The organism is Streptomyces sp. NPDC012510, assembly GCF_042955065.1.
In the GTDB taxonomy this organism is placed as follows: Bacteria; Actinomycetota; Actinomycetes; order Streptomycetales; family Streptomycetaceae; genus Streptomyces.
Map to the genome: position 1 here is coordinate 276,717 of NZ_JBIBEN010000013.1, position 17,747 is coordinate 294,463.

Sequence of the window (17,747 nt, forward strand, 5' to 3'; positions counted from 1 at the left end):
GCGCTGCGGCCGTGCGGGGAGCGCTGTTGTGTTCACTCAGGGCTGCAAACATCAAGTCCCCCCGTTCTGTTCCGTATCCTGTGCCCGCTCATTCCCGGTCTGTTCGCCCGCAAGCTCCTGAAGGAGTAGTGCGAGTACGCTCCGTACACTCTCCATACGGATTTCCGCCCGGCCGCCGTTCAACCGCAACGACGACACTTTTCCGCCACCGAATGCGCCGGAAACCGTCGAGGAGGGCCCGGCGACGGCGACATGGACCGTGCCGACGGGCTGGCCGTCCTGCGGTTCCGGGCCTGCCACGCCGGTGGTCGAAATCCCCCAGTCGGCGCCGAGCGCCTTGCGGACGCCGTGCGCCATCTGGGCCGCGACCTGCGGATCGACGGCTCCGCGCTCGTCCAGCAGGGTGGCGTCGACCCCTAGCAACTGGTGTTTGAGCTCGGTGGCGTACGCGGTGACCGAGCCCCTGAATGCCTGGGAGGACCCCGGGGCCGCGGTGAGGGCGGCCGCGACCAGACCACCGGTCAGCGACTCCGCGACGGCGAGCGTCTCGCCCCTCACGATCAGTAGTCGCAGCACGTCGGCAGCCATGGAAGTCAACGTTCCGCTCCCTCCGCGGCCGCCTCGCGCTCGGCGATTCCACGCCGGCGCAGCACAATGGCCTGTCTCACATAGTCGAGCCCGGTCACGACGGTCAGAATGACCGCCACAGCCATCACCCACCACCTCAGAGAGGCAAGGGGACCCTCCAGCGCCAGGACGTACATCCCGACGGCGGTGCCCTGGGTGAGGGTCTTCAGCTTGCCGCCGCGGCTCGCCGGGATGACTCCGTACCGGATGACGACGAAGCGCAGAAGCGTGATCCCGAGTTCCCGTCCGAGGATGATTCCCGTCACCCACCACGGCAGATCGCCCAGAGACGACAGACAGAGCAGCGCGGCCCCCATGATCGCCTTGTCGGCGATGGGGTCGGCGATCTTCCCGAAGTCGGTGACCAGGTCGTACGTCCGGGCCAGATGGCCGTCAAAGATGTCGGTGATCATGGCGACGGCGAAGGCGGCCCACGCCCAGGCCCGCCAGACCGGGTCGTACCCGCCGTCCATGAGCATCAGCATGACGAAGCCCGGTACGAGGACCAGGCGGACCATGGTCAGGATGTTCGCGATGTTCCAGAGGCTGGCCTGGTTGACGGCGGCAGCTCCCAGCTTCCCACCACGCACGGGCCGGGCTTCTCCGGAAGCGCCCGGGGCGCTGGGAACGCCGGGGACGTTCGCCGCGCTCTTGGCGCCGGAGGTGCCGCCCGCCGCGGATGCCGGGACTCCCGTCATCTGGCCGCCTCCTCAGTACACGCGGGAGCACCGAGCGAGCCCGGAAGCACCTCGGCCACCAGGTCGACGCCTTCCGTGCCGACCACCTTCGCCTCGACCATAAGGCCGACGCTCACGTCCGCGCCGCTCGTGAACAGCACCTGACCGTCCGTCTCGGGCGCTTGGTGCGCGGCACGACCGTACGCGCCCTCGTCGCCGTCCACCGACTCGACGAGCACGCGCACCGTCTGTCCGACTCGCTCCTCGGCGCGCTGCGAGACCAGCTCCTCGGCGAGCCGCGAGACCCGCGCGAGTCTCTCGGCGACCACGTCCTCGTCCAGCTTGTTCTCGTACGTCGCCGCTTCGGTGCCCTCCTCGTCGGAGTACCCGAAGACGCCGATGGCGTCCAGTCTCGCGCCGTTCAGGAACCGCTCCAGTTCGGCGAGGTCGTCTTCGGTCTCACCGGGGAAGCCCACGATGAAGTTGGACCGCACGCCGGCCTCGGGGGCCTTGCTGCGGATGGTGTCGAGCAGTTCCAGGAAGCGGTCGGTGTCGCCGAAGCGTCGCATGGAGCGCAGCACGGCGGGCGCGGAGTGCTGGAAGGACAGGTCGAAGTAGGGCGCGACCTTGGGCGTGGAGGTGAGCACGTCGATGAGGCCGGGCCGCATCTCGGCGGGCTGGAGATAGCTCACGCGCACCCGCTCGATGCCGTCGACCTCGGCCAGTTCGGGCAGCAGGGACTCCAGCAGACGGATGTCACCCAGGTCCTTGCCGTACGAGGTGTTGTTCTCGGAGACCAGCATGACCTCCTTCACGCCCTGTTCGGCCAGCCAGCGCGTCTCGTTCAGCACGTCCGAGGGGCGGCGGGAGATGAAGGAGCCGCGGAAGGAGGGGATGGCGCAGAAGGAGCAGCGACGGTCGCAACCGGAGGCCAGCTTCACCGAGGCGACGGGCGCGCCGTCGAGACGGCGGCGCAGCGGCGACCTGGGCCCGGAGGCCGGAGCGAGGCCTTCCGGAAGATCGACCGGGGCGTGCCCGGGCAGCGCGACCCCGTTCGCCGACTCCTGGCGCTCGGCCGGGCTGATCGGCAGCAGCTTGCGCCGGTCGCGCGGGGTGTGCGAGGCGTGGATGCCGCCGTTGAGGATGGTCTGGAGGCGGTCGGAGATGTTCGCGTAGTCGTCGAAGCCGAGCACGCCGTCGGCCTCGGGCAGTGCCTCGGCGAGCTCCTTGCCGTACCGCTCGGCCATGCAACCGACCGCCACGACGGCCTGCGTTCTGCCGTGCCCCTTGAGGTCGTTGGCCTCCAGGAGCGCGTCGACGGAGTCCTTCTTGGCGGCTTCCACGAAGCCGCAGGTGTTGACGACCGCGACGTCCGCTTCCTCGGCGTCCTCGACGAGCTCCCAGCCGTCCGCCTCCAAGCGGCCTGCGAGCTCCTCCGAGTCCACCTCGTTACGGGCGCAGCCAAGAGTGACGAGTGCGACGGTACGGCGTTCAGGCATGGGCTCAAGACTACTTCGTCCCGCTGACAGCCCACGTCGACGGGGTTGGCCGATCCTGGCCAACCCCGTGCACGCGTTTCCTTGTGCGCCGTGAGTGCGTACCCCGGCGCCTTCCGTGGCCTCAGCCGACCTCGGGGTCGCCCTTGGTGTACGTCAGACGTTCGACCTGGCCGGGCTGGAAGTCGTCCTCGATCTTCTTGCCGTTGACATAGAGCTGGACGGCTCCGGCGTCGCCGAGGACGAGGTCGATCTTGGAGCTGTCCTGGAAGGTCTTGGACTGGCCCTGCTTGAGGAGGCCGTCCCAGAGGAACCGGCCGTTGTGGTCCTTGGCGGAGATCCAGCTGCGGCCGTCCGCGGCGCTGACCCGCACGGTCACCTTGTCACGGGGCGCGGCGGCGATGGCACTCTCGGTCGGGTCGGGCTTCGGGTCGGCATCGGGCTTGTCGGTCTTGGGCGCTGGAGAGGCGGGCTTGCTGGTCGTCGGCGTGGAGCCCTCGGCGACCTGGGTGCTGTCACCGTCCTCGGAGCCACCGTTGAACGCGGTGAAGCCGACGAAGCCGATCACCGCGACGATCGCGGCGACCATGGCGGCGGTCCAGTTGGGGCCGCGCCGCTCGGGACGGATCCGCTCCGCTTCGAACAGCGGTGCCGCCGGGGTCGGCGCGGGCCGCCCGCCATGGGCCTCGTCGTACTGCTCGAGCAGCGGGGCGGGATCGATGCGCACCGCGCGCGCGAGGGTACGGATGTGACCGCGCGCGTAGACATCGCCACCGCAGGGGGCGAAGTCGTCCTGCTCGATCGCGTGCACGATGGCGATGCGGACCCGGGTGGCGTTGCTGACGTCGTCGACGGTCAGCCCGGCCGCGATGCGGGCCTGCTGCAGGGCACGGCCGATCGAGGGGCGTTCCGCCGAGCGTTCGTCACGGTCGTCTTCGAACGGACGCTCGTCTTCGGGGAAGTTGCCGTCAGGGGAGTTGCCGATGGACACGGGGGCGCCTTTCGAGCGTGTAGCCACCTGTGCTGGAAGTTCAGTCTAGGGGGGGTACGAAAGGGTGGGGCAACCGGGCGGTGGGACTTTGTACGCCATCAGAATGGCCGGACATCCTGCTGGTGGTGAGGGTGCGGCACAGAGCTTTCCCCTCCTCCAACTTGACGTACGCCGAAGGGAAACGGTTGCTCACCCTTTCCTTACGGGTAGGTCACGTTCGAATACCCGGATGCCGTAATCCCATCCGTGTTCCGCCCGGCCGGACCACCCGTTCGCCCCTGTCGTGCGCCCCTGTTGCGCCCCTCCGCGATCCTGCTGCGGCCCCTACGCCTCAGTCTCCCCCCGGATCACCGCCAGCACGCCGTCCAGCTCGTCGGGTTTCACAAGAACGTCACGTGCCTTGGAGCCCTCGCTCGGCCCCACGATGTTCCGGGACTCCATGAGGTCCATCAGCCGCCCCGCCTTGGCGAAACCGACGCGCAGCTTGCGCTGGAGCATGGAGGTCGAGCCGAACTGGGTGGAGACGACCAGTTCGGCCGCCTGGCAGAGCAGGTCGAGGTCGTCGCCGATCTCCTCGTCGATCTCCTTCTTCTGCTTGCTGCCCACGGTGACGTCGTCCCGGAAGACGGGCGCCATCTGGTCCTTGCAGTGCTGGACGATCGCCGCGACCTCGTCCTCGGTCACGAACGCGCCCTGCATACGGGTCGGCTTGTTCGCCCCCATCGGCAGGAACAGCCCGTCACCCTTGCCGATCAGCTTCTCGGCGCCGGGCTGGTCGAGGATGACACGCGAGTCGGCGAGCGAGGAGGTCGCGAAGGCCAGCCGCGAGGGCACGTTCGCCTTGATCAGACCGGTGACGACGTCCACGGACGGCCGCTGGGTGGCGAGCACCAGATGGATGCCGGCCGCGCGCGCGAGCTGGGTGATGCGGACGATGGCGTCCTCGACGTCCCTCGGCGCCACCATCATCAGGTCGGCCAGCTCGTCCACGATGACCAGCAGATACGGGTACGGCTGGAGCTCGCGCTCACTGCCCTCGGGGAGCTTGACCTTGCCGTTCCTGATGGCCTCGTTGAAGTCGTCGATGTGCCGGTAGCCGAACGCGGCCAGGTCGTCGTAGCGCAGGTCCATCTCGCGCACGACCCATTGGAGCGCCTCGGCGGCCCGCTTGGGATTGGTGATGATCGGCGTGATCAGGTGCGGGATGCCCTCGTACGCGGTCAGTTCGACGCGCTTGGGGTCGACGAGGACCATGCGGACGTCCTCGGGGGTCGCGCGGACCATGATCGAGGTGATCAGGCAGTTGATGCACGACGATTTACCCGAGCCGGTCGCACCCGCGACGAGCACATGCGGCATCTTCGCCAGGTTGGCCATCACATAACCGCCCTCGACGTCCTTGCCGAGCGCGACCAGCATCGGATGGTCGTCCTCGGCCGCGTCGGCGAGGCGCAGTACGTCACCGAGGTTGACCATCTCCCGGTCGGTGTTGGGGATCTCGATGCCGACCGCCGACTTGCCGGGGATCGGGCTGATGATCCGCACGTCCGGGCTGGCGACGGCGTACGCGATGTTCTTCGTCAGCGCGGTGATCCGCTCGACCTTGACCGCCGGGCCCAGCTCGACCTCGTAGCGGGTGACCGTCGGCCCGCGGGTGAAGCCGGTGACGGAGGCGTCGACCTTGAACTCGGAGAACACGTTCGACAGGGAGGCCACTATGGCATCGTTGGCGGCACTGCGCGTCTTGCCCGGGCCACCCCGCTCCAGGAGGTCGAGCGAGGGCAGCGCGTAAGTGATGTCGCCGGAGAGCTGGAGCTGTTCGGCACGCGCCGGCAGTTCGCGGGGCTCGTCCGGCGCCTTCTTCGTCAGGTCCGGCACCAGGGCGTCCTGCCGGGCGCCCTTGGGCGGCTTGGCGGCCGGGGGCTCCTGCTGGACCGGCTTGCTGCGCGCGGCCGGGACCGGAGTGGTCTCCTCCCGGTCCCCCACGGTGACGCCCTGGGTGAGGTCGGCGACCACCGGCGAGGGCGGCATTCCGTGCAGGACGGCCCCGTCGAGCGCTGCCGCGGCGGCCGCGGCGACGTCCACGGCGTCCATCGGCCGGTCCGGGTCGGGCTGCCGCACGGCGGAGCGCCTCGGGCGGCGCCTGGTGAGGGCCTCCTGCTCGGCGCCGTCGGGATCGTACGGCTCGGGAGCGGAGCCGCGTCGCCGGGAGCGCGCGGGCAGGCTGTCACGCCACTGCTCCTCGTAGCGTGCGTCGTCCTCGCCGTGCTCGCCGTACTCGTCGTCCGCGAGGATGCCCAGCTTCCGCCCGAGCAGCCGCAGGCGCTGCGGAATGGCGTTGACCGGCGTCGCGGTGACGACGAGCAGCCCGAAGACGGTGAGGAGCACGAGCATCGCCACGGCGAGCGCCTCGCCCATGGTGTACGTCAGCGGGGTGGCCGTCCCCCAGCCGATGAGCCCCCCGGCGTCCCTTATCGGCTGCATGCCGACACTGCGGGCGGGCGACCCGCAGGCGATGTGGACCTGACCGAGCACACCGATGACGAGCGCGGACAGACCGATGACGATGCGGCCGTTGGCGTCGGGCTTCTCGGGGTGCCGGATGAACCGCACGGCGATGACCGCGAGCAGTATCGGCACGAGCAGGTCGAGCCTGCCGAAGGCACCGGTCACGAGCATCTCGACGAGATCGCCGACCGGGCCACGCAGATTGGACCAGGTGCCCGCGGCCACGATCAGGGCAAGAGCGAGCAGCAGCAGCGCGACGCCGTCCTTGCGGTGCGCCGGGTCGAGATTCTTCGCGCCCTGCCCTATGCCGCGAAATACGGCGCCGACGGCGTGCGCGGCACCGAGCCAGACGGCGCGTACGAGCCTGTACACGCCCCCGGTCGGACTGGGCGCCGGCTTCGGAGGGGCCGTCTTCTTCGCCGCCGCCTTCTTGGCGGGCGCCTTCTTGGCGGCGGCTTTCTTCGCGGGGGCCTTCTTCGCCGGAGCCTTCGTCGGAGCGGCCGCCTTCTTCGCGGGCGGCTTCTTCGCTGCGGACTGACGTGAGGCCATGAGTGTGAGGTTACCGGTGGAGACCACAGCCGACACGTGTGCCTACTGCTTCACCCGTTCGTGTCGCATTTCCACGGCCTTGGAACTGACTGCTCCTGACGGGCCTTCAGCATGGACGGCTCTCGGCCGCAGCACTGCGCGAACCCTGGCCACTGGTGTGACCCGGGCCCGCGCAGGGCACCACGTTCAGTTCTGCGACGGCATCGGAGTGGGGCCGCCCGTACCCGGTTCCAAGGCGTCCAGCGCCCTGCGCAGGCCCGTGAGTTTGCGTTCGAGATGGGCCGCTGTGGCCACCGCGGCGGCGTCCGCCGAGTCGTCGTCGAGCTGTTTGGACAGCGCCTCCGCCTGCTCCTCGACGGCCGCGAGCCGCGCGGACAGCTCGGCGAGAATGCCGCCGGAGGGCTCCTTGGAACCACCCGCCGCACCCTTGCCGCCGCCCTCCAACTGGAGCCGCAGCAACGCTGCCTGCTCCCTGAGCTGGCAGTTCTTCATGTACAGCTCGACGAAGACGGAGACCTTGGCCCGCAGCACCCATGGGTCGAACGGCTTCGAGATGTAGTCCACCGCACCGGCCGCGTACCCACGGAACGTGTGGTGCGGGCCGTGGTTGATGGCGGTGAGGAAAATGATCGGGATGTCCCGGGTCCGTTCGCGCCGCTTGATGTGCGCGGCCGTTTCGAAACCGTCCATTCCCGGCATCTGGACGTCCAGCAGAATGACCGCGAAGTCGTCCGTCAACAGCGCCTTGAGCGCTTCCTCCCCGGACGATGCCCGCACCAGCGTCTGATCGAGCGCGGAGAGGATGGCCTCCAGCGCCAACAGATTCTCCGGCCGGTCATCGACCAGGAGGATCTTGGCCTTCTGCACCATGGCCCGCCCTCCTCGCCCCGGCTTGGGGCCTCCCCTGTCCGCAGGACTCGACGTGACGCCAGTCGGCGTCACCCCAGGGGACGACTCCCTTGCGCCACCCGTCCTTGTGCCGGTCATCGTAGCCGCACCCCGCCCGTCGCCACACCCTGTCACCGTGATGTCACTGTGCTCGAAGCAGAAACGCGGCGGGAGACCAGAAGGTTCCCCGAATCCCGCGTTTCTACACGGCCGCGGCCACACTCAGTCAACAACTCCGTGCGTCCCCCAACGCGTTGTGACCGCCAGCCGCACTTCCTGTCACTCACTCCGCATCCACTGCTCCATCACCGACAACAAATGATCGGGATCGACCGGCTTGGTCACATAGTCGGAGGCTCCCGAGTCGATCGCCTTCTCCCGGTCACCCTTCATCGCCTTCGCCGTCAGCGCGATGATCGGCAGTCCGGCGAACTGGGGCATACGGCGGATCGCCGTGGTCGTGGCGTACCCGTCCATCTCCGGCATCATGATGTCCATCAGAACGACCGTCACATCGTCGTGCTGTTCCAGCACCTCGATGCCTTCACGGCCGTTCTCGGCGTACAACACGGACAGGCCGTGCTGCTCCAGGACACTGGTGAGGGCGAAGACGTTACGGATGTCGTCGTCGACGATGAGCACCTTCTCGCCGTCGAAGCGGACCGTCCGGCGCGGCTGAGAGGCCGCCTCCTGGGCGGCGGCCTGCTGCTCCCAGTGCTCCTGCGCCTGCCCGTTGCCATGGCCGGGCAGGGCTGACGGGGCACCGGACGACACGCTCCTGCGGCGGCGCCTGAAGAGCGCGGCGGCCCCGTTCTGGGTCTCGCGGTACGACTTCACCTCGGCCGGCGTCTCGGTGGGCCCGGCCAGCTCGTCCTCGGAGGCCAGCAGCTCGCCTGCCTCCAGCGCGGGCGGCGTGTTGTGCGCATAGCCCTGCGGCGGCAGTTCACTCGGGTGCAGCGGCAAATACAGGGTGAAGGTGGAGCCGCGTCCGGGCTCGCTCTGGGCGTGGATCTCGCCGCCCAGCAGACGGGCGATCTCCCGCGAGATGGACAACCCCAGGCCCGTACCGCCGTACTTGCGGCTGGTGGTGCCGTCCGCCTGCTTGAACGCCTCGAAGATCACCCGCATCTTGCTGGCCGCGATGCCGATGCCCGTGTCCGTCACCGAGAACGCGATCATGTCCGCGTCGGCGTCCCGCAGCGAGCCCGCCTCCAGCAACTGCTCCCGGATGGCCACCGGCACATCCGCGCCCGCCGGCCGGATGACCAGCTCCACGGCCCCCGAGTCGGTGAACTTCACCGCGTTGGACAATAGGTTCCGCAGCACCTGCAACAGCCGCTGTTCGTCCGTGTGCAGCGTGGCGGGCAGCTCCGGCGAGACCCGTACGGAGAAGTCGAGGCCCTTCTCCGCGGTCAGGGGCCGGAAGGTGGCCTCCACGTAGTCGACGAGCTGGACGAGGGCGATCCGGGTCGGTGAGACGTCCATCTTGCCCGCCTCGACCTTCGACAGGTCAAGGATGTCGTTGATGAGCTGGAGCAGGTCGGAGCCCGCCCCGTGGATCGTCTCCGCGAACTCGACCTGCTTGGGTGTCAGGTTCGACTCGGCGTTGTCGGCGAGCAGCTTGGCGAGGATCAGCAGCGAGTTGAGCGGGGTGCGCAGCTCGTGCGACATGTTCGCGAGGAACTCGCTCTTGTAGCGCATGGAGACGGCGAGCTGCTCCGCGCGCTCCTCCAGGACCTGCCGCGCCTCCTCGATCTCGGTGTTCTTCACCTCGATGTCGCGGTTCTGCCGGGCCAGCAGCTCGGCCTTCTCCTCCAGTTCGGCGTTGGACGCCTGGAGGGCCTTCTGCCGGTTCTCCAACTCGTCGGACCGCTCGCGCAGTTGCTCGGTCAGCTCCTGCGACTGCTTCAGCAGCACCTCGGTCTTGGTGTTGACGGAGATGGTGTTGACGCTCGTCGCGATCATCTCCGCGATCTGGCTCAGGAAGTCCTTCTGGATCTGGGTGAACGGCGTGAACGACGCCAGCTCGATCACCCCCAGCACGGTCCCCTCGAAGAGCACCGGCAACACGATGACCTGCGCCGGCGGCGCCTCGCCGAGCCCGGAGGAGATCTTCAGGTAACCGCTCGGCGCGTTCTCCACCAGGATCGTGCGCTTCTCCTTGGCCGCCGTCCCGACCAGCGCCTCCCCGGGCCGGAACGACGCCGGCATGGAGCCCATCGAATAGCCGTACGAGCCGAGCATGCGCAGCTCGTACTGATCGTCGTTGTCCGGGGCCAGGTCCTTGCCGTCGAGGAACGGCAGCGCGAGGAAGAACGCGCCGTGCTGCGCGGACACCACCGGCGTCAGCTCGCTCATGATCAGCGAGGCCACGTCGTCGAGGTCCCGGCGGCCCTGCATCAGGGCGGAGATCCGGGCGAGGTTGCCCTTGAGCCAGTCCTGCTCCTGGTTGGCGATCGTGGTGTCACGCAGGTTGGCGATCATCTTGTTGATGTAGTCCTGCAGCTCCTTGATCTCGCCGGACGCGTCGACGTCGATCTTGAGGTTCAGGTCGCCCCGGGTCACCGCGGTGGCCACGCGCGCGATGGCGCGCACCTGCCGGGTCAGGTTCCCGGCCATCTCGTTCACCGACTCGGTGAGGTCCCGCCAGGTGCCGTCGACGTCCCGGACGCGTGCCAGACCACCCAACTGCCCCTCGGTACCCACCTCGCGGGCCACCCGGGTGACCTCCTCCGCGAACGACGACAGCTGGTCGACCATCGTGTTGATGGTGGTCTTCAGCTCCAGGATCTCGCCGCGCGCGTCGATGTCGATCTTCTTGGTCAGATCGCCCTTGGCGATGGCGGTCGTGACCATCGCGATGTTGCGGACCTGTCCGGTGAGGTTGGACGCCATCGAGTTCACCGACTCGGTGAGGTCCTTCCAGGTACCCGCCACACCCGGGACGTGCGCCTGACCGCCGAGGATGCCGTCCGTGCCCACCTCACGGGCCACCTTGGTGACCTGGTCGGCGAACGAACTCAGCGTCTTCACCATGCTGTTGAAGGTGTCGGCGAGCTGCGCCACCTCACCGGCCGCCTCGATGGTCACCGTACGGGTCAGGTCGCCGTTGGCGACGGCCGCGGCGACCTGGGAGATGTTCCGCACCTGCATGGTCAGGTTCTTGGCCATCAGGTTCACATTGCCGCTGAGGTCCTTCCAGATGCCGGTGACGCCCGGCACGTGCGCCTGGCCGCCGAGGATGCCCTCGGTGCCCACCTCGCGAGCCACCCGGGTCACCTGCTCGGCGAAGGACGACAGTTGGTCGACCATCGTGTTGACGGTGGTGACGAGTTCGAGGATCTCGCCCTTCGCGTCGACGGTGATCTTCTTCGACAGGTCGCCCTTGGCGACGGCGGTCGTGACCTCGGCGATCTGGCGCACCTGGATGGTCAGGTTGTTCGCCATGAAGTTCACCGACTGGGTGAGGTCCTTCCAGGTGCCGGAGACGCCCTGCACCTCGGCCTGACCACCGAGCTGGCCCTCCGTGCCCACCTCACGGGCGACCCTGGTGACCTCCTCCGCGAACGACGACAGCTGGTCCACCATCGTGTTCAGCGTGTTCTTCAGCTCGAGGATCTCACCCCGAGCGTCCACGGTGATCTTCTGGGAAAGGTCACCGCGGGCCACCGCCGTGGCGACCTGCGCGATGTTCCGCACCTGGCCGGTGAGGTTGCCGGCCATGCCGTTCACGGACTCGGTGAGGTCGCGCCACACACCGGCCACGCCGGGCACCTGCGCCTGACCGCCGAGACGGCCCTCCGTACCTACGTCCCGGGCGACCCGGGTCACCTGGTCGGCGAAGGAGGAGAGCTGGTCGACCATCGTGTTGATGGTGTTCTTCAGCTCCAGGATCTCACCGCGAGCGTCGACGTCGATCTTCTGGGACAGGTCACCCCGCGCCACGGCCGTCGTCACCTGCGCGATGTTGCGCACCTGCGAGGTGAGGTTGCCGGCCATCGAGTTGACGGAGTCGGTGAGTTCCTTCCACGTACCGGACACACCGTCCACGCGGGCCTGACCGCCCAGGCGACCCTCCGTACCCACGTCCCGGGCCATCCGCGTCACCTGATCGGCGAACGACGACAGCTGGTCCACCATCGTGTTCACGGTGTTCTTCAGTTCGAGCATCTCGCCCGCGACATCGACGGTGACCTTCTGCGAGAGGTCACCGTTGGCCACGGCCGTCGTCACCGCCGCGATGTTCCTCACCTGTCCGGTGAGATTCCGGAACGCGGTGTTGACGGAGTCCGTCAGGTCCTTCCACGTCCCGGCCGCGCCCGGCACCCGAGCCTGACCGCCCAGCCGCCCCTCGGCACCGACCTCATTGGCCACCCGGGTCACTTCGGCACCGAAGTAGGAGAGCTGGTCGACCATCCCGTTGACGGTGTTCTTGAGCTCCAGCATCTCGCCGGCCACATCCACGGTGACCTTCTGCGAGAGGTCACCGTCGGCCACGGCCGTCGTCACCGCGGCGATGTCCCGCACCTGGATCGTCAGATTCCGGAAGACCGTGTTCACCGAATCGGTGAGGTCCTTCCACGTCCCCGCCGCACCCGGCACCTGTGCCTGGCCGCCCAGCCGGCCCTCGGCACCGACCTCGTTGGCGACACGCGTGACCTCGTCGGCGAAGATCCGCAGCGTCTCGGTCATCTGGTTGATCGTCTCGGCGAGCTTCGCGACCTCGCCCCGTGCGGGCACGGTCACCTTCTGCGACAGGTCACCATTGGCCACCGCCGTGGTCACCTGGGCGATCCCCCGCACCTGTGCGGTGAGATTGCCTGCCATGAGGTTCACCGAATCGGTGAGCTCTTTCCACACACCGGCCACACCCGGCACCTCGGCCTGACCACCGAGCTGCCCTTCGGTGCCCACCTCACGGGCGACTCGCGTCACCTCGGACGAGAACGCGGAGAGCTGGTCGACCATCGTGTTGACGGTCTCCTTCAGCTCCAGCATCTCGCCGGCCACGTGAACCGTGACCTTCCGGGACAGGTCACCCTTGGCGACCGCGGTCGTCACCAGCGCGATGTCCCTCACCTGGGCGGTGAGCCGATACGCCATGGTGTTGACCGACTCCGTCAGGTCCTTCCACGAACCGGACATGCCGCGCACCTTGGCCTGTCCGCCCAGCTTGCCCTCGGTGCCCACCTCGCTGGCCACCCGCGTGACCTCATCGGTGAACGTCGACAGCTGATCGACCAGGTTGTTGACCGTACGCCCGACTTTCAGGAACTCCCCGCGCAGCGGATGCCCGGTGCCGTCCGGCGCCTGTGTCCGCAGTTCCATACGCGGCGACAGATCACCGTCCGCGACGGCCGAGAGCACCCGGCTGACCTCGGACACAGGCCGCACCAGGTCGTCCACCAGCGCGTTCGACGCGTCGATCGCGGCCGCCCAGGACCCTTCGGTCGCCCCTGTCTCCAGCCGCTCGGTGAGCTTGCCCTCGCGCCCCACCACACGCCGCACCCGCGACAGCTCGCCGGTCAGATGCAGATTCCGGTCCGCCACCTCGTTGAAGACAGCGGCGATCTCGGCCATGACCCCGTCGCCCGAGACGGTCAGCCGCTTGCGGAAATTACCGTCGCGCATGGCCTCCAACGCCGTGAGCAGCCGATTCAGGGCCGCCGTGTCCACGGTGGTGGTCCCACTATTCGATTTACGCGATTTGCGCTGGTCGTTCAGGGACTGTCCGCCTTTCGCGCGCGCCTTAGTGCCTCGCGTCGCTGCGCCAGACTCCACTGTGTCCCTCCCGCAAGGGTCGACCGTTCCTGCTAGACGTTACTTCGCCGTATTCGAACGCTGGGTACTGCTCACACCGCTCGTACCGCTCGTACCACTTCGTACGCGGATACTTCTGCTCGGTAGGACCGGGTGCCACTCCCGGGCGCACTCGGAAGACACTCGGTCTCGCCCGACCTTCTCCTGGAAGCCTGCCCAGTGTTTCACCATGGCTGAACCAGGCCATAACAGTTCGGCAGCTTCGCACACGGTCCGCACACCTCCGGACGGAAACACAGACGACCGGCATCCGCATGGACGGCGAAGGTAAGTAACCTTGCATGCGGCTGTCCAGCCATGCCGGTCCCGTCCGGCCTGGGCGGTGGCGCACGAGCACGAGCGGGCAGGCATCGGAGGGGCGGCCGCACCATGACCACCGGACTGCATCCTGGGGAAGCCCCCCAGGACCCCAGGCCGACGGAGAACCAGCCTCTGCCGCGGCAGGAGGCGGGCCGCTGGTCCTCGCACGACGAGAACCGGACAAGGAGTTCTGTGATCACCGCGCGCGCGGCCGCCAGTTTCGACCCCGTCTCGCGATCCGTCGCGACGGCCCGCTCGTTCGTCCGTGACACCCTCCAGGGGTGGGGATTCGCCGACATCGTCGACGACGCCGTTGTCCTCACCAGCGAACTCGTCACCAACGCGGTCGTCCACGCGGGCACCTCCGCCGATGTCCTGTGTCTGCGTGCGGAGGACGGCGTCCGCATCGAGGTCGCCGACAGATACCCCGAACGTGAGATCCCCCTCCAGGGCAGCCACATCAACATGGGGAGCCCGGACCGCGAGGGCGGCCGCGGCCTCCAACTGTGCGCGGCGATGGCCTCCCGCTGGGGCGTCGAATACACGTCTACGCACAAACAGGTCTGGTTCCAACTCGACCTCCCCGACCGCCCGGTGGGCACCCGCTCCGCCGGCCCGTCCCTCCCCGCCGACCTGCTCCCTCTCGCCGACGGCCGGGTTCGCGTCGCGGTTGTCCAGATCGACCGCTCGGGCGCGATCGGCGCCTGGAACGAGGACGCCGAGGAACTCTTCGGCTATGCCCCCGACCACGTCATCGGCAAGCCCCTCACCGACCTCGCCGCCTGGCCGCACACCCCCGGCACCAGCACGGGCGTCGCCGAGGCGCTCCAACTCTCCCGGTGGGAGGGCAGTTACGGCATCCGCGGCGCCAACGGCCGTGTGACGCCGGTCTACGCCTCCCACCTCCGGGTACGTGACACGGCAGGCGACCCCTCCACGGTCTGCCTCCTCGTCCGGGACCACGAGCGCGCCGTCCTCCAGACCCCCGCCCGCGTCCCCACCGGCGACAGCTCCGGCGAGGGCCAGGCCACGGACCCCTTCGAGGTCTTCATCGGCTCCCCGGCCCCGGACGACCTCGACGGCCTCCTCCAGCGCACGGTCGAACGCGCCCGCGACATGCTCGACGGTGACTCCGCCTTCCTGCTTCTGGCCACCGACGACGAGACGGAACTGGAGGTACGGGCCTCCACGGGCCTCCCCTCGGCCCGCCAGCGCTTCGCCCGCGTCCCCGTGGAGGCCGGCCCCGGCCGCTACGGCTCGGCCCGTATGCCCGCCGTCCATGACGACCTCACGGCCGTCCCCGGCGCCGTCCCCCTCCTCAACGGCACGGGCATGCGCTCGGTGGTCACGGTCCCGCTCAAGGTCGAAGGCCGCCTCACGGGTTCCCTGGGCGTCGCGGCGGAGGCCCAGGGCCGGTACTCCAACGAGGAGGCCCTACGCCTGCAGTTCGCGGCCGACCGCATCGCCCTGGCCGTCGAATCGGCGCGCCTCGGCGAGCTGGAACGCCTGCGCCGGGGCTCCCTGTCGTTCCTCGTCGAGGCTTCCGATCTCCTCGCGGGCACCCTGGACCGCGACCAGACCCTGGCCCTGATGGCCCAGATGACGATCCCGACCCTCGCCACGTGGTGCGCGGTCTACACGATCGCCGACCAGGCCTCGGAGCCGTACCTCTCGTACGTCCTGCACGAGGACGAGGACCTGATCGACGGCCTCAAGGCCCTCCTCTCCAAGATCCGCCCGCCTGAGCCGATCCCGACTCCCGGCGCCCGCGTCTGGACGGCCCCCGCCGAGGCGGCCCACCAGGCGGCCCTGCGCACCTCCATGCGCAGCCTGGGCCTCGGCGAGCCCGCCACGGTCAGCTCGGGCATCGGAACGACGCTGGCGACGGCCTCGGCGGTGGGCGGCGAGACCGTCGTACTCCCGCTGGTTGCCCGCAACCGCGTCATCGGCATGCTGACCCTCGGCAAGCCCACGGACGAGCACTTCCGCCAGGAGATCCTGGAGTTGGCCGAGGACCTGTCCCGACGGGCCGCCCTCGCGCTGGACAACGCCCGCCTGTACTCGGAGCGCATGGCCATCAGCCAGTCCCTCCAGCGCAGCCTCCTCCCGCCCGAGCTCCCCGACATCGACGGCGTCGAGGTCGAGGTCATCTATCGCGCGGCCGGCGAGGGCAACGAGGTCGGCGGCGACTTCTACGACATCTTCCCGATCCGCGACGGCGCGTACGGCTTCGCCATCGGCGATGTCTGCGGCACGGGTCCGGAGGCCGCCGCTGTCACCGGCCTGGCCCGTCACGCCCTGCGCCTGCTCGCCCGCGAGGGTTACGCCGGCCCTGCCGTCCTGGAGCGTCTCAACTCCGCGATCATCGACGAGGGCGCACGCAGCCGCTTCCTGACGCTTCTGTACGGTGAGTTGTGGCCCCAGGAGGACGGCAGCGCCGTCCTGAAGGTCGTCTGCGCCGGCCACCCGCTCCCGCTGCGCCTCCGCCAGGACGGCACGGTCGAGCCCGCCGCCGAGCCGCAGGCCCTGCTCGGTGTCATGGAGGATTTGGAGCTGTACGAGCAGACGGTCACCCTCGACCCCGGCGACGTCCTCCTGTGTGTGACGGACGGCGTCACCGAACGCCGTGAAGGAACGCGCATGTTGGGCGACGACGGCCTCACCGACGTCCTCACCACGTGTACGGGCCTCACGGCCGGCGCGGTCGCGGCCCGTGTCATGCGCGCGGTCGAACGCTTCGCCTCCGACGCCCCGTCCGACGACATGGCCATTCTGGCGATGCGCGTTCCCGGCCTCCAGCAGGACTGAGAAGCATAAAAAAGACCCCGCCCGATAGGGCGGGGTCTTTTGGCTGAGCCCCCAAACGGAATCGAACCGTTGACCTTCTCCTTACCATGGAGACGCTCTGCCGACTGAGCTATAGGGGCCTGTTGCCTTGCTGAGGTTTCCCTCGTGGCAACGGAATAGATCATACCCCGAACAGACCCGTGCTCCCAAACCACACTCAGCCATCAGGCAGGTTTCTCAGAACGCCGGCTGCAGCAGTCCGCCGAGCGCGTTGCAGGCGGACACCAGCCGCTGGAGCTGCCGCCGCGACATCTCGCCGCCGATGTGCAGCGCCAGCGTCTCGTCAGCGGCCCGCTCGGTCTCCGGCAGACATATGTCCCGCCGGAACCCAGGCATGCGGTGCACGGGCGTCTTCACCGGCACGCTGCACTCGACTCCCTTGGCCCGCACGGCCCGCGCGAACGCATCCCGGTCCGGCCGCCCGTTGCCGGGCACCCGCACGACGTACTGCTGGAACGTATGCCCGTCATTCGCCTCAGGAGTCCATACACCCTTGAGCTTGGCGTTGAGATACGCGGCTCGCTGCCGCCGCTCTCCCAACTCGCTGTACGGGGCCTCCGACTCACCCTGCTCCAGCACGAACAGCCCATGTAGCTGCCCAACTTGACGCAGTGCGGCGATGTCGGCCGATCGACCGAAGCGGTGTACGACGGCGACAGCCACCGTCCGCGATGTCACCGAGGCCTCGACGGCCGAGGCGTCCAGGCAGTACGTCGCCGGATCTATGTCGGCGAACACCGGCACAGCACCTGCCAGGTTCACCGCCTGAGCAACCTCCGGATTCCCGAACGCCGGTACGACCACCTCGTCACCGGCGCCTACACCCGCAGCCTTGAGCATTCCAACGGTACCCATGCTGCGAATCCTCGTCGCGCAACGTGAACTCCAAGTGACGCCCAACAAAAAAGAGCTGGTCCCCGAACCTAAATTCGGGGACCAGCTCTATCAAAATTTGTTCGGCGGCGTCCTACTCTCCCACAGGGTCCCCCCTGCAGTACCATCGGCGCTGTAAGGCTTAGCTTCCGGGTTCGGAATGTAACCGGG

At 68.6% G+C, this 17,747-nt stretch carries 9 protein-coding genes, 1 tRNA gene and 1 rRNA gene; 1 reads left to right on the plus strand and 10 read right to left on the minus strand.

Annotated features, from left to right (window positions below; genetic code table 11):
• Positions 1-51: 51 nt before the first annotated feature.
• The 7 genes from ACFY9I_RS24970 to ACFY9I_RS25000 all read right to left on the minus strand — a co-directional run bounded on the left by ACFY9I_RS24970 (position 52) and on the right by ACFY9I_RS25000 (position 13,412).
• Entirely contained in the window at positions 52-597 is a 546-nt protein-coding gene (locus tag ACFY9I_RS24970) for a nicotinamide-nucleotide amidohydrolase family protein (RefSeq protein ID WP_391005172.1), read from the minus strand.
• Complete coding sequence (gene pgsA / locus ACFY9I_RS24975) at positions 594-1,325, minus strand: CDP-diacylglycerol--glycerol-3-phosphate 3-phosphatidyltransferase (RefSeq protein ID WP_391005174.1); 732 nt, start codon at positions 1,323-1,325, stop codon at positions 594-596. The genes ACFY9I_RS24970 and pgsA overlap by 4 nt, the downstream gene beginning before the upstream one ends.
• Positions 1,322-2,803, minus strand: coding sequence for a 30S ribosomal protein S12 methylthiotransferase RimO (rimO, locus tag ACFY9I_RS24980; RefSeq protein ID WP_391005176.1), 1,482 nt, complete (start codon positions 2,801-2,803; stop codon positions 1,322-1,324). The genes pgsA and rimO overlap by 4 nt, the downstream gene beginning before the upstream one ends.
• Before the next feature lie 121 nt (positions 2,804-2,924).
• Entirely contained in the window at positions 2,925-3,791 is an 867-nt protein-coding gene (locus tag ACFY9I_RS24985) for a RodZ domain-containing protein (RefSeq protein WP_391005178.1), read from the minus strand.
• Positions 3,792-4,115: 324 nt separating this feature from the next.
• Positions 4,116-6,848 (minus strand): DNA translocase FtsK, encoded by a 2,733-nt coding sequence (locus ACFY9I_RS24990; protein ID WP_391005180.1) that lies wholly within the window; start codon positions 6,846-6,848, stop codon positions 4,116-4,118.
• Between the two features lie 186 nt (positions 6,849-7,034).
• A complete protein-coding gene (locus tag ACFY9I_RS24995; RefSeq protein ID WP_391005182.1) occupies positions 7,035-7,718 on the minus strand; it encodes a response regulator in 684 nt (227 codons plus the stop codon).
• 297 nt (positions 7,719-8,015) lie between these two features.
• The gene (locus tag ACFY9I_RS25000) at positions 8,016-13,412 is read right to left on the minus strand and encodes a HAMP domain-containing protein (RefSeq protein WP_391005184.1); all 5,397 of its coding nucleotides are present in this window, start codon (positions 13,410-13,412) and stop codon (positions 8,016-8,018) included.
• A gap of 513 nt (positions 13,413-13,925) precedes the next feature.
• On the opposite strand from ACFY9I_RS25000, the gene ACFY9I_RS25005 reads away from it, so the two are divergent.
• Entirely contained in the window at positions 13,926-16,664 is a 2,739-nt protein-coding gene (locus ACFY9I_RS25005) for a SpoIIE family protein phosphatase (protein WP_391005186.1), read from the plus strand.
• Positions 16,665-16,710: 46 nt separating this feature from the next.
• Here the strand turns inward: ACFY9I_RS25005 and ACFY9I_RS25010 are convergent.
• From ACFY9I_RS25010 to rrf, 3 genes are all read right to left on the minus strand, one after another.
• Positions 16,711-16,783, minus strand: a tRNA-Thr gene (locus tag ACFY9I_RS25010).
• A 97-nt stretch (positions 16,784-16,880) separates the two neighbouring features.
• Positions 16,881-17,543 carry a DegT/DnrJ/EryC1/StrS family aminotransferase gene (locus ACFY9I_RS25015; RefSeq protein ID WP_391005199.1) on the minus strand — a complete coding sequence of 221 codons (663 nt, stop codon included), beginning with the start codon at positions 17,541-17,543 and terminating at the stop codon, positions 16,881-16,883.
• 114 nt (positions 17,544-17,657) lie between these two features.
• Positions 17,658-17,747, minus strand: a 5S ribosomal RNA gene (gene rrf / locus ACFY9I_RS25020); the annotation flags it as partial.